Consider the following 14,019-nt stretch of genomic DNA (forward strand, 5'->3'; position numbering starts at 1 on the left):
GTTATCTTCTTTCGTCACTTCATATTCGAAGCTCGCTTGATCCGGCGTATAGCCGTCGATTGTCTCGGCCGTCAGCGTGAGCTTATCGCCCGGTTTGCCTTCAGCCTTTGAAGCCGGTTTAAGAGCTGTTCCGTCTTCATCGACGAAATTCACCTGCACCTCAAACGTCTTCAGCGTGTAAGTAAACACATACTCCTGATTTGCTGCCTTGATGACCGTGTATTGATGCGTTGCATTTTCCGGCGTATAGCCTTTCACCTCAGCTGCTTTCAACTCAAGCGTCTGACCCTCGGTGCCTTCCAGCTCCAACGGAGCAGCCAGTTGCGCACCATGCTTATCCTGGTATTTCACCGTTACCGGGTAGGTCGTCAGCGTATAGGTAAAGACATACGTTTGGTTCGAATTCTTGTTTACGGTGTATACATCCTTGACTTTGTTCGGCGTGTAGCCGTCCACGTTCGCTGCCGTCACGTCAAGCTTATCGCCCGCCTTGCCTTTCTTCTCTAAGGAAGGGGCAATATCTTTACCGGATTCGTCCTGGTATTTGATCTTCACCGTATAATCGTTCGCAGTGTAGTAGAACGTATAAATTTGACCGGATTCGGCGGTGAAGATGTACTTCGCTACGGTACTCTCCGGTGTATACCCCTTGACGCTAGCCGCTTCCAGGCTCACTTCCTTGCCTGTAGCTCCTTTGACGATCGCTTCTGGGGATACCGGTTTATTTGATCCTTTTTCCAGATACTTCACCGTTACTGTCTGTGCATTAGCCGTATAGTAAAATGTGTACGTCTGGTTTTTATCGGCCGTAAACGTGTATTTGTCGCTTGCCTTTTCAGCCGTATAACCTGGACTTGTTTTCGCCGTAAGCTGGACTTGTTTTCCTTTCAAGCCCTTTTCCGTCGTAGGGGCTAACAGCTCTTTGTTCGTTTCTTTTTCCAGATACTTCACGCTGACTTGCTGTTCGACAGCCTGCACGTAGCCAAACCAAACCGTTGGCGTCGGATTACCGATCGTCAGTGACACTTTCGACGGATCCGTTCCGACTTTAAGCTCGTAGCCATCGACGCTCGGTGCAGACACGTCGTAGGATTTATTGATGTCCAAAGCTTCGTTGTTCGACTTATCTTTGAAGTAGTACCCTTTCACGAGTTCCTGCGCTTGCTCCGGCTTATCGACAACCACGCCGTCTTCATTGATCGGCTGGCCGTCATTGTTGACGCGGTAGCCTTTCACCAGAATGGAGCCTTTGCCGAAGCTTACTTTAGGAACCTCAAAGTACTTCGTGGTTTTTTTTCCGTTGATATCGTCATACCTGAGAATTGTGTCACCATTTGTAGGATACGCAGTGTTGGAATCAATGGTTTGCTTGGGATCCAGCTCCACGATGTACGTCAGCGTTGCCGGCGAACCCTCCATCACGTTTCCGACTTTCCAGGTAAAGGTCTCCTTCGTGCTGTTCCATTCGATGGTCCCCTGAGAAATCGTCGGTTCGCCGACCTTGTTGAACATGGCGCCCATCGGGTCGGTTACCTCGGCGTTTTGCGCCGCATAAGAGATTTGTCCGGACAGTTCGTTGAATACTTTGCTGAGATCTCCGCTGGTTGAAGAGTAGTATCCTTTGTTCTGGACATTGTTCAGCACATAATTTGCGTCAGGGTCGCCTCCGACTTCAAGACCAATGGAATAAATTCCGATGCCGTTATTTTTTATTTGGGATGCTTCTGACAAGGTACCAAGCCCATTATCCCCAACAGTATAAGTAGTTTTGCCAATCTTTACGTTATAGCTGGGTTTAAGGTAAAACGAACTGCCAGAACCGATAGTATTGGTGTAGTCAAAATTACTTAGTAAAATACTGTACTTATTGTTAGGCCAAGTTTGGAGTGCAGCAGCAGATGCCTTGTAGCTATATGTCGGAGCCCCGTCGCTAAGCAGAACGATGACCTTATTTTGCGCCGTGCTCTTATCAAGCATCGTACGCGCTTTATTGAGCCCTGCTTGAATATTCGTTCCTTCACTGCTGACCGTGATATTTTTAATCACTTTGGTCAAATCAGCCTTTTTGTCGACTCCCAAAAGTTCGGATTTGATATCAGCCGTTTTATCGAAGGTCACCACTCCGATTTTCGTTGCCGAATCTTTCAGCAGCAGATTATCCACGAACTTCTGCGCAGCGGTTCTGGCATTGTCCATTCGGCTGGAATCTTTCATGCTCCCCGAACGGTCGATCACCAGCACCACATCGGAAGCCGTTTTGATGTTCTTGCCTTCCACGGTGAGCGTGATTTTCCACTGACCCTGCTTGCCCGCCACGGGCTCGGCAATCTTCTTCAGATTGGTCGCGCCGGGATTGGGCCATACGATTTCGCCCGAAGCTGCTGCGGATGCCGAATTGACCAGCAAGCCGCCTGGGATCAGGCCCGTAAATACCGCCACGATGCACAGCCACGATACGATTAATTTTAAACCTCGCTTCATCTTGTCCTCCTCAATTTTAAATTTGGTCCCTGGAACGCAAAAATCGCCCGACTGCATTAACAATGTTAAGTGCAGCCGGACGATCATAAGTCGTTAGACTCTTAGACTCCTAGGCTTTGCGAGCTAATCTTTCGATTAGTGTGCCAAAATATAAAATTGTTGGTTAATGCAGGTGCACAAGTATCATCCGTCAAGCGCATTTCGTCCGTATAGTATATAAGTACTAGGCTTAGACCAATATATACCAGGCACGCCGGGCTGTCAATTCCCTTAACAGGCAAAATTTCCAGAGACTTTAAGACTGATGTCTCCTCCTTTTGCTACCTTTTTCTTAATTTTAGTTCCCAATTCCGACATTTACATTCTAGCACGCCCTCCGAAAGAGCGAGTCTCAATCTAGTCTCATTCTTGACTGATACATGTTTATGTAAAATGGTATGAATTCGCCTTGCCGCGCCCTCCTCGGCTTATCACCCCTGCATCTGGTTGTCGGAATGTTCGTCCGCCAATACCCGCGCAAAATTCGCAACTGCTTTCTTCAAATGCCGGTAAAAGGTAGCCCGGCTCATGCTGCATTCCATCGCGGCAGCATCGGAATTCCCCGCATGCAGCCAATAGGCGGCATAGAGTATCGCCCGATTCTCCTCTGAAAGACCCTGCACCTCTGCGGAGCGCAGCTGATGCAGCAGGAATCGCTGCAGCTCCAGGCCGCTGCCGATTCCCGCAAACTGGTCGGCGTATTCTTCCAGCTCAACCGGCTGCTGCAGCGATTGCAGCATTTTTCTCAGGCTTTGCTCCTGATCTTCCAAGGGAAGCTGTTGGAACGTTATCTTCTGCTCCTCCGGCTGCCGCTGCTCGCCCTCAAAAAACGAAAGCACCCACTCCCCGAAGTTGCCTGACCGAAAATCCAGCTCTAATACATCCGCTTTGGCCCAGGAAACATCGCTGGCCCGGGTTGCTGTCGGACGCATCCGAAAGCCCATGCGCAGCAGCTGCTGCTTAAGCTCCCCGTTGGTGGCCACCAGGACGGCGCGGTTCCCATCACCAAGCAGCGACAGGCGATCGAGCGTCAGAAGGCCGACGATTTCCTCCCGCGTAAATCCCGGCATGCGGCTCGATCCCGCCCCGAGCACGGGATAATAGGTATCCGCTTGATCCTGCTCGCACTTCCACTCCTCCGGCCGAAAGCATTCCGACATTTCATGCGGAAAATAATGCTGAAGAAACGCACCCGTTTCGCGGTACACCAGCACAATGATAAACATCCCGACGGGCCGCCCCGCCCCATCCCGAACGACTCCGATGCTTTCTGGAAAACGCTCAAAGAGCGCATCCAAAAACGCATGATAAATGCTGTTCATGGGCGGGTCCACACTATAGCTGCACCATTCGGCCAGCATATCGTGCAGCTGCGGCAAATCCGTCGCTATCGCTTGCTCCAGCGGAGGAAGCCCATCGCCCGAAAAGTCGAAATAGCTCCGATGAGGCGTGAGCAGGTCTTTGCTGAGCATCAGCAGCTGGGAAGCGATTTGTCTTTGCTCCAAGCGGCCTGCCTGCCCCAGTTTGTTATACAAAAGCTGCGCGGCCGCAGACTGCAGACGCAGCATGCGGTCCGGTTCCCGCTGACGGAAATCCCTGAGCAGATGCATCCTTGCCACGTCATGCAGCGCGAGCCCGTCGTCCAGCGAACGAACGAAGGACAATTCGGCGAGAGACCGGTACTCCTGCAGAGATACCTGCGTACCCAACATACCGGAGATCATTTCCTGATTGGCCCGGGGAAGAACGGTCAGGACATCAACCAAGGGCTGAAGCTGGGGTGAAGCCACCTCATGCAGCACGCGCGCGCTGATCGATTGCGAAATGGCCTGCTTATGCGGCTCCTCGCCCCCTTCCCTCATCGCCGCGTCTACCGACAAGGCAAGCGCCAGCGGATGTCCGTCGCTCATACGGACCAGTCTGCCGGCCGTCTCCGTCGTGAAGCTGCCAAAGGATACAATGTAATCATGCATTTCTTCGTTTGAAAATTTGGCCAGCGTGAATTCCGTGATTCGCGTTCCCCAAAACGGATGGGCGATCCACGTCAGCGGCAGGCGTGGACGGGATGCAAGCAGCACGGCTGCACCCGCAGCCGGCAGCTTCGGCAAGAACGCGTGGAGCAGCCATCCTTCCAATAACGAAATCTCTTCGAAATTATCGATAAAAAGCATCACTCGCCGCTGCGGACCAGCTTCCGTGAGCATCTGCAAAGGATGTCCGTAAGGCTGGCCAAGCTGTTCCAAAGCCGCCGCGGCCGCCAAATTTTCTAAAAAGGCAGCCGGCGTGGGAGGAAACGTCCGTCCATCCAGCCAGATGCAAAGGCAGCCCTCGCACTTGCCAAGCCGGGAAATTTCGGTCATAAACGTCGACTTGCCGATCCCGCCAATTCCCGTAACGGCAAAGAGCCTCGTCTCCGCCTCTTCGCCCTCCAGCCAGCTTGTAACCTCAGCCAGCTCTTCCTTCCTCCCGATAAAACAAACGCCTTCCTTCAACATATATCGACCCGTTCTGCTGTTCATAACTACTCCCGTCGCTTCCGAACTCGAATTTTGTCCCCATTATAACGTTGTGCGAAAACGGAGTACAAGTCCCTTTCTGCAAAGTCTTGTCATGAATTTTGTCATGATTCTTGTCATGATGACCGCGTGATTCCCCTGTCTTTTGCATGCTTTCCCCTCCAAAAAAAGACATCTGGCCCCCAGATGTCTTTTTCTCCATATGAATGCTTTTCCAATACCGTTTCCGATCAATCAAGCCCCGCCTGCTTTCTCAGCTGCTCAAACAACTCCCTTGTCCGCCCGGGCTCTTTTTCGTTATAAAAAATGTACCCGCTATCCAGCTTGATGCGGATATATGGAGGTTTATCTTTAAAAATATATAATCTCGATTTCCCGAGCTCCTTCAGCCGGAAATATCCCCGCGCATACTTGCCCGTAGCCTCCCCGTTCGTCTTGGCGCCGGATGGGATGCTGTCGACCAGCGTCAGCTCCTGAATGTCGTCTATGCTGAAGTCATAGGAATACATCGGGTACTTAATCTCCACGCTGTGCTCGCTCGTAATGGCAAGCGCAGGCGAAGTCAGCTCCGACCGGATCATCATAAACGTTACCCCGAGAATCAAAACGGCTGTCATTCCCACGGCCCCCCACACGATAAGTTTCCCGACCGGGGTCGCGGTATTGACCGTTTCTCCGATGCCCACCCTTTTGGGCATAAAAATGCTTTTGTCATACGGATTATGGTAGGTGAAGCCGTTTGACCAATATTCGTCTTCATCCGTGTACACGATTTTTCCGTCCCGGGATAGAATTTCCTGCTCTAGCGTATTGATTTTGCGGTATACATACAGCAAGCTTCCAACCGGAATGGCAGTGAAGAGCAGGATCACCGCCAACCAGACGCCGTCCATAGCCGGATTTTCGTTCAATAGAAGCAGGCATAGAAGTCCCAGGTGAATATTTTCGGCGATTGCCATCCACAGCCACAAATAGGAAAGCGATCTTCGCCTCGCTTGATTCAATACCAGATTAACCTCCGTGTTCATGCTGTATACTTTCGTCCTCATCCGGCGTATGTACAGCGAGAAGCCGAAAAAAAGGGCCGTCAGGAGGAACCCGCATGCCGCAATCGCATACAGCTCTGCATCCCCACGGATCGCCCACAACAGCAAGCCCGCCACCATCAGAAACGGAATCACATAAAGCCACAAGGAGGCAGAACGCTGATTCTTGAGCTGGGATACCCGCAGATCGGTCAAGATAACCCGCTTATGGCCGACAAACCATTCATGCTCTCGCTTTAATGCCAGTGTCTCCCAGAACGCCCGCCGAAAGGGAAGCACCATGACGATCACAGAGCCAACAAGCCATACGAAAAAATAAAGGACTTGAACGGACATAAACTGGTAAAGGATCAAGAAAGGAATCAGCCCGAGGCCCATACCGATGCTCGCTTTGTTGAATGAGGCTTGAAACCGGGCTTGAATGCCGCGGATCCCCTCATGCTCCAGAGCTTCCTCCGGCAGGGTCACGGCAAACAGCATGCCGCTTCGGTATTTCGCCTGCGGTTTATAGGTGGCCAGGAGGACGATGTAACAGATGATAGCTGAAAATAACAAAGTCAATGTAAGCATGAACAATCCAAACACCTCATTTCCGTCGTCGTTTAGGGGTGCTGATACGTCATTGTGGAAAAAATCCGCGCGCAGAGCTTTTGAAATTTCGACTCGTCTATACCCTGGATCGTTGCCTGCGCAATAATGAGCTGGAGTTGTCCCTCAAGCTCCGGAGCGGGCTCCGCATGGTTCTGCAGCTGCGGGCTCACCTTGGCTCCGTGCCGCCGGTCGATAACGATGTAGCCTTCCTGCTTCAGCAGCGAGTAGGTTTTGTTGACCGTCATCGTATTGATTCCGAGCTCTTCCGCCAATTGGCGTACGGTGGGCAGCTTCTCCTCCGGGGCCAGCTGGCCTGTGGCGATGCCGATCACGATCTGATTGCGCAGCTGCTCATACAAGGGCGTATCGCTGTCCAGTTCTAATGAAATCACCATGTTGTGTCACCCTCCTCGCGTCATACCATCATTCGTTTAAGTATTACTTATTATAATACAACTAATACTTAAAGTCGACGGGGTTCATTCCTTCATCCAAGAGAGCGAAAAATGCGGCTTGCACGGGCCACAAAAAAAGACACCGACATTTCTGTCAGTGTCCTTGCACGGCGAAGCTGTGCTCGCGATCTTTTCAAAATGTAATCCAAATACCGGATTTATCGTCGGACCTTTTAAAACGGGGATAGCGAATACACTCCGGGTCCTCTTGCTCCAAGGCAAGCAGCCAATGGCCGTAACCCTCCAAGCCTTCAGAAGCGACGCGCCGCACAAGCTTTTCATTCAGGCTGCCGTTGTCTTTCGATGCTGCGCAGGGCCATTCCTCCGGATAAAAGAGCCCGTCGGTCACAAGCAGCAGTCCGGCCAATTGAATCCGGTTGATCTTGCCGCTCTCGATATAGCGATCCGCGTCCGGCAGCCCGTTCAGCACGGAGTACCCCTCATCGGTATTCATGACATCCTTGTTGCCGACGATTTGCGGAAGAACCCGCTCCCATAAGGCTGCACGGGTCCGGATACCGGATGCGATGCCTTCCTTCCAGGTCTCCATGGATGCCTCCCCCATATGGGACACATGATCGCGCGTAATCGTCCGGACCTGTCCGTCCCGGTACAAAGCCATAATCATGCAGTCGCCCGCCTGCACATATTCGATATGGTGATCGGTCATGCGGATCAGCGCTGCGGCCGCGGTCCAAAGCTCGTTTTTATGGCCGGTCTTGATTCCGGCAGCCCGCATGGCCGCCCCAAGCTCAGCGTTCGCTTCAATCGTCAGCGTCTCCAGGTCACGGCGGTCTCCGTCTGAAAGCCGTTCAAAGTAACCCTTAAGCAGCTGTGAGGCCAGCCGGCCGCCCGTTTCCCCTTCAGCGCTCCGGTAAGGGACAAGCGAAGTCGCCCCATCGATAACGCCATAAAGCCGCTGTTTCTCGTTTATGACGATAGCGTCTTCGTTCCATTCCCCGGTTCCCTGAATTGAAAAATGCTGTATTTCCATGATGCTTCCCCCTTTGGCTCGTCTTGTTCCCGTAATCCTAGCCGATGTGCCTTCTTAGGGTCAATGGTATCATGACGATGCCGCGTGAGAAAAGCTCCGTGTACACTTTTAGCCTGCAACGATAACCCGAGAACTCCGGATACACAGAAAAACCTGGTCCTCATGCGGACCAGGCTTCCACGGTGGTGACGAATCATGCTGGCATGTCTTTCATTCGTCGCCGATTTGATTATTTTTTGGTCTGGCTGGGGCTGTTATTCGTAAGCACCGTCAGCATTCTCTGATCTTTAACCATTTTGGATTGACATTGGGGGCATATAGGCGCTTCGGAGAAAGCGAAATTATCCCGCATCCATCCCTTGCAGTTCTCATTCGAACAAGACCATATATCCGTGAGTTCTGTCGGCAGATCCTCCAATGGTTTTTTTCGTGAGTTGTACATCATGCATCCCTCTTTCTATACCGTATTGGTTGCTGCAGTGAATTTCTTCGTCAATGTATATTTTCCAAGGGCCCACCGCTTTTGGGGCGGAGGCTTATCATAGTCAGGCTACAAAACACGAATAAGTGCGCTAAAAAAATGACCCCGAACAAAACTGTTCGGGGGCACCAAGCTCTAAATTAGAGTTTTACGACATTCTCGGCTTGTGGTCCGCGGCTGCCTTGCACGATATTAAATTCAACGCGCTGGCCTTCATCCAGGGATTTGTAGCCATCGCCTACGATTGCACTGAAGTGTACGAAAACGTCGTTTCCGCCTTCAACTTCGATGAAACCAAAGCCTTTCTCAGCATTAAACCATTTCACTGTACCTGTTTCCATGTATGTTCGACCTCCTTTCAAGAAAAGTCATATGGCATTCTTATCCTTAAATAAAAATCACATATCGTACAAGGCTATTAACCGAGAATAACCCTCTACGTTATGTGAATTTCTCCAGGGCTTATTTCAATAATCTTATTATAACACAGATGATCACGTTTTGATACCTGTTGAGGATAAAATTGGAATCGTATCTCAATTTTTTTTGAAATGGCGCATAAAAACAGCGAATCGTTCCTCGGAACGATCCGCTGCATGGTCCAACATCAATACTCGGAACCGTGATTAAATGCTTGAATCGGTGGTGTGTGATCCTGCGCAAAACTCGTTGTCACAGATGGATTACTGAAAATGACTACTGCTAAAACTGCTGCTAAAGCGATTGCCTTTTTCATTCGAAATCTCTCCTTCAAATATTATTTTGAGTATTCGTGAGTATTCCTCCAGCTGCGAGACGGATGCATAGATCTTGATCGTTTCAAACAACGCTATCGTCTTTTTGAAATATTTGTCATTTCCTAGTTTATCACATAATGACAAATTATGTAAAGATATATTTATAGCTTCCTGTGTATGGTCATTCAGGGAATAATATAAAGCGAGCATGAAAGAGTAAGATAGATACTTGGTCGCAAGGACTTGCTCGGTATAAAAGGAAGCATCCCGGAGGTGACTTCTCAAAGGTTCCAGAACATGGTCCACGTTATAGGAATATAGAATCGCCGACTCTAAAATGGTAATGAGGCCCGAAAGAATCTGATCCGGATTTTGCTGAAGAAACTGGGTGTATTCCGGCAGCTTATTCCGATTGCCCGTCAAAATATCCAGCGTCAACAGATTGGCCTTGGCGAATTTATTGAAGTCTTCCACGATCGTAATCGCCTCATGGGTCGAATCATTCAGCCAACTAAGATCCCGGTAATACTCGATGCATTCTATCGATAATGCGTATTGCTTTAATTTTTGAAAAGCCAGTCCTTGCATCAGGTAGCTGTAACCAAAATAATATGATATATGTCGCTTCGTCTCGATTCGCTCGCCGGATGTCTTGGACGGATGGCTCGCTATCGCTTTCGCAGTCTCTAATAAACTCTGAGACAAGGAGATCACTTCCTCCCAATTCTCCATGGCGAACGCCATTTTTACCATATTAACCAATATGTCAATGTCGATGAATTCGACTGCATCCTCTTCTTCTATCAAAGGAAAAATCCCCTTTATGTAACAAATATTTACAGTTTCTATTATATAAGGAGATTTTACTGCTGGTCAATAAGTAAAAGCTATCATCCCGTTCTAATGCACGGCAAATAAAAAAGAATTAAACGCAGAAGCCATCCAGGATCGCTTCCATCGTTTAATTCTTGTTTTCTTCGCGTCAGCAGGCGGTTAAATCCGAAATCAGTTCAGCTTCTGGCCGCAGTTCGGACAGAAGTTCGCCCCTTCGTTCTTCGCGCCGCAGTTCGGGCAAAAATTGTATTTCTTGCCGCCTTCGGGAGCTTCGGATTTCGCCGGCTCGGATGCTTTCTGCTCCGCAGGCTTTTGGCCTTGATTCATGTTCTTCATCATTTCGTTCGCCATGTTCATGCCCATCATCATGCCTGCCATGTCCGACGCGGCGCCGCCTCCCTGTAGCTTGCCGGAAGACATTGCATCGGTCATGCTCACCTGCTGGTATTTTTGCAGATTGCCGATCATTTCATGGGATGCCGTCTTCGTGATCATATCCTGAATTTCCTGAGGATAGTTGAAGCTCATCACCTGGAAGCCCGTGATCGTCATTCCGTGGCCCATCACTTCCATATCGAGATCCTCACGGATGCCCTTGGCTATTTCGAAGGCGTTCGCCTGCAGGTTGAACATATCCTTGCCTTCTCTGCTGATCCACTTCATGAGCAGCTGATCCAGCACGGATGTAATGCGGAGCTTGACGTCCTCCACGAGATAGCTGTCCTTCATGCCGGCGATTTTATCGATCAGCGTAACGTAGTCATTCACTTTGAAGTTGAACGTACCGTTGGCGCGGATCGGCATGCCGCCCGGCAGCTGCGGTGTCGGAATCAGCACAGGGTTCTGCGTACCCCAGCGGACGGTAAACTCCTTCGTGTTGACGAAGAGAACCTCTACTCTCATGCCGCTGTTGAAGCCGAACTTGAAGCCCTTCAGCGTCGACAGGAACGGAATGATATCCGAATCGATGCTGTACTCGCCCTCATCCTCGAAGATCCCTTCGATTTTGCCATTATTCACGAAGATCGCGTCCTGGCCGGAGCGAATGATCAGCTTACTCCCTTTTTTGATCTCCCGGTTGTTCCATTTCCAGAAGATCATGTCATCTCTGAATTCTTCCCACTCCACGACGTTTGAAAACTGGTTTTTGAAAAATCCCATACCTGAATCCCTTCCCTTCCGTTAAAATGATCCTCTGCTGCCGCTGTGCGAATGGCCACCCGAAGTGGTTCCCCCGCCGCCGCCCGAGCCGCTGCTCGTATTCTTTTCGATTTTACGTCTTGTCGTTGTCGTCCGAATATAGGCATCCTGGTGCTCCAGAACGCCGGACGTGCTTTTGTCCTCGTAGGTTCGGCCGCTCACCGTCACACGGCCTCCGGAGCGTGAAGTCATGATGGCAACGACGATGATACCGATGACGGCTGCTCCGCCCAGTTGAAACCAGATATTAAACAGAATATTGTCCGGATTTACGCCCGGCTTGTAGCCCATGTATTTGTAAACCGTTTTAATGTACTTCTCGAACGCAAGCCTGTATTCGCCGTCGCTCAGGTCTGGCGTGATCTTGTTCCGGATTTTATCGAGCCTCTGGTCGTCGAGATACTCCTTCGCTTTGTAGAACCCCGCGAGGTATATATCCCTATGGTTGAAGTCCAGCGTCAAAATGACGGCATTACCCAGCGGATGATCGTATCCCGGCGCTTTCTCGTCGTAAAAATCCTCGGTCATGATCTGAACGTCCTGGCCCTCCGGATTGTTTGATGTATAAATGATGATATCCGTATCCCTCTTGGCGCCGTACTCTTTGGCCATGATGGTCAGCTCTTCCTTGTCCTCCGGGCTGAGCAGCCCCGCCTCATCGTAAATCAGCGGCTGGTCGCCAGCGGCTTTAGCCGTTTGTAGGGGACCGATAAGCATCACCGTAAGGCAAAGCATCATCGCCAGCAGGCTCCATGTCGCGCGGCGTTTGTTCACAGGAACCCCCCTCCCATCATCCACGAAATCAGCTTCAGGCAAATGAACGAAACCCCGAATACGCCGGCAAACCATGCGGCCACCTTCGCCTTGCTGAGCGGCGGTTTGCCTACGACTTTGCCGGTCTGGCCATTCATGGCGAACGTGTAATCCTTTTTGCGGAAGTCGTACTGGACCATCCATACCGGAAACAGGGCATAATCCGCCTGCTTGGCGTTGGTATCGATCTGCTTATCCGTATAACTGACTGAGGTATACCCTGACACGGTGGACGCGATATACGCATCGATGAATTCCCTGATTTTATCCTTTGCCCGCGGCAAAAGCGCCTTGTCGTCGTAGCTGTATTTTTCCGCGATGTAGCCAGCGAGATACGGCGTCTTGAATTCCTTCAGATGCTCATATGGGAAAGGCTCCAATTTATCCATCAGTTCATCATTCATTTTCTCGGATGCATCGATCGGTACCTTCAAGTAATTGAGGCGTATCTTCCGGTAAATCTCAAAATGCTGGGTTTCTGTGTACTCATAATCGCCGCTCGTGTAGATCCTTACTTTGGTAGCATGGCCGTGAACCTCTACATTATTATGTAGCTCATATAACCAAAACGGCACGTAAATCCCCGTCATGCCCTTGATCCGGTCGGCGGACATGAATCCGCTCGGCGTCAGCAGGCCGTTCCTGCACCACTTTTTGAAAGCTTTGACCGCCTCTTCCTTGCTGATCGCAAAAGGAATGACGACGGCTGGAGTCAGCTTTCCGCTCAAGCGGTCGCCCAGGACCACCGCCGACCCGCAAAAGCTGCATGTCGTCGCGCTCGTCTCGGGATCCGTCAGAATGACGGCTCCGCAGCTGGTGCAGTGGTATTCCTGCGCTTCATCTTCGGCATTCGCCTGCTGCTTCAGCGGATCGGGGATGTTCTCGATGTTATCCTTTCGTCCGCAGCTGGGACAGGACAGCATTTCGGTCTCACTGTCAAAAACCATGCCGCTGCCGCAATTCGGACATTTGTATTCAATAACCGACATTTGCTCACCTCAATACCTGAAGGGACTGTTATTCCTTCTTGTTCAATTTGGCTTTGATGGCCGCCAGCTCATCATCCGGATCGGCAGCCGCATCCGCGCTTGCTTGCATTTCACCCGTTTGCGCAGCCTTCGCTTGCTGCTCCTTCTCAAGCTGCGCCATCAGCTCATCCAGGTCGTCCTCCTGCTTGCCTGCTCGCAGCTCGGCCAGTGCCTCCGCCTCGTTCAGCGCCTGGTTCGCCTTGTCCTCCATCACCGCAAAAGAGGATGCGGCCTTGCCCGAAGCGCTGCCCGTTTTCATCCCCTGCTGCAGCTTCGCAGCCGCCATTTTCCCTTTAAGCTCCAGGTGCCGCGCTTCCAGCTGTCCCATATCGGACACCAGCTTATCCTGCATCTGCTTCATGCTTGCCGCGTTGGCAGCAGCCTGGTCGTACGCCGTCTGCAATTCGCTTCGCTTGGCGGCGAGCTGCACCTTGCGTTCCAAAAACTTTCTCGCCTCGGCTTCGTTTCCCGCTTCCACCGATTTTACGGCATAGCGCTGCAGCTTCTCGATCTCTGCGACGCATTCATCCAGCGCTGCCTTCGCCCGGCGCTCGTTCATGAGCAGCGAAGCCGTTTCAGCCTTGACCTGTCCCAGGTCACTGCCAAGACTGCGCATGTATTCATCGATCGTCTTCTCCGGATCCTCCGCCCGTTCCAGCAGCGAGTGGATATTGACCTTCATAACATCCTTAAACCTCGACAAGATTCCCATATTGAGCCGCCTCCTCGAAAGTTGCTTTTATCCTATAATACATGAAATTCGGGGGAAAGGTTTCAGTCAGGGAAGATCGCTCCTATGGTTTG

The 14,019-nt window shown here is 51.0% G+C and carries 12 protein-coding genes and 1 riboswitch; all 12 genes read right to left on the bottom strand.

Annotation, left to right across the window (positions count from 1 at the left end):
• Positions 1–2,481 (bottom strand): MucBP domain-containing protein (locus tag PCH05_RS18230; RefSeq protein WP_164766708.1); only part of this gene is annotated, 2,481 nt, incomplete at its 3' end.
• 67 nt (positions 2,482–2,548) lie between these two features.
• A riboswitch (cyclic di-GMP riboswitch) is annotated at positions 2,549–2,636 on the bottom strand.
• 315 nt (positions 2,637–2,951) lie between these two features.
• Positions 2,952–5,039, bottom strand: coding sequence for a hypothetical protein (locus PCH05_RS18235; protein ID WP_127604474.1), 2,088 nt, complete (start codon positions 5,037–5,039; stop codon positions 2,952–2,954).
• Between the two features lie 227 nt (positions 5,040–5,266).
• The gene (locus PCH05_RS18240; RefSeq protein WP_127604476.1) at positions 5,267–6,652 is read right to left on the bottom strand and encodes a DUF5808 domain-containing protein; all 1,386 of its coding nucleotides are present in this window, start codon (positions 6,650–6,652) and stop codon (positions 5,267–5,269) included.
• 32 nt (positions 6,653–6,684) lie between these two features.
• On the bottom strand, positions 6,685–7,068 hold the full coding sequence (locus tag PCH05_RS18245; RefSeq protein WP_127604478.1) for a GntR family transcriptional regulator: 384 nt from the start codon (positions 7,066–7,068) through the stop codon (positions 6,685–6,687).
• Positions 7,069–7,261: 193 nt separating this feature from the next.
• Entirely contained in the window at positions 7,262–8,122 is an 861-nt protein-coding gene (locus PCH05_RS18250; RefSeq protein ID WP_127604480.1) for a protein phosphatase 2C domain-containing protein, read from the bottom strand.
• 229 nt (positions 8,123–8,351) lie between these two features.
• The gene (locus PCH05_RS18255; RefSeq protein WP_127604482.1) at positions 8,352–8,564 is read right to left on the bottom strand and encodes a cold-shock protein; all 213 of its coding nucleotides are present in this window, start codon (positions 8,562–8,564) and stop codon (positions 8,352–8,354) included.
• A gap of 179 nt (positions 8,565–8,743) precedes the next feature.
• Positions 8,744–8,944: a cold-shock protein gene (locus PCH05_RS18260; protein WP_127604485.1), complete on the bottom strand. Its 201-nt coding sequence runs from the start codon at positions 8,942–8,944 to the stop codon at positions 8,744–8,746.
• A 342-nt stretch (positions 8,945–9,286) separates the two neighbouring features.
• On the bottom strand, positions 9,287–10,147 hold the full coding sequence (locus PCH05_RS18265) for a hypothetical protein (RefSeq protein WP_127604486.1): 861 nt from the start codon (positions 10,145–10,147) through the stop codon (positions 9,287–9,289).
• Positions 10,148–10,345: 198 nt separating this feature from the next.
• Positions 10,346–11,335: an SPFH domain-containing protein gene (locus PCH05_RS18270; protein ID WP_127604488.1), complete on the bottom strand. Its 990-nt coding sequence runs from the start codon at positions 11,333–11,335 to the stop codon at positions 10,346–10,348.
• A 21-nt stretch (positions 11,336–11,356) separates the two neighbouring features.
• Entirely contained in the window at positions 11,357–12,112 is a 756-nt protein-coding gene (locus PCH05_RS18275) for a TPM domain-containing protein (protein WP_127604669.1), read from the bottom strand.
• A 32-nt stretch (positions 12,113–12,144) separates the two neighbouring features.
• Positions 12,145–13,176, bottom strand: coding sequence for a TFIIB-type zinc ribbon-containing protein (locus tag PCH05_RS18280; RefSeq protein ID WP_127604490.1), 1,032 nt, complete (start codon positions 13,174–13,176; stop codon positions 12,145–12,147).
• 28 nt (positions 13,177–13,204) lie between these two features.
• Positions 13,205–13,927: a PspA/IM30 family protein gene (locus PCH05_RS18285; RefSeq protein WP_127604492.1), complete on the bottom strand. Its 723-nt coding sequence runs from the start codon at positions 13,925–13,927 to the stop codon at positions 13,205–13,207.
• Positions 13,928–14,019 lie beyond the last annotated feature (92 nt).

Origin of the sequence: Paenibacillus chibensis (genome assembly GCF_004001045.1) — a bacterium.
GTDB classification, from domain to species: Bacteria; Bacillota; Bacilli; order Paenibacillales; family Paenibacillaceae; genus Paenibacillus_AQ; species Paenibacillus_AQ chibensis.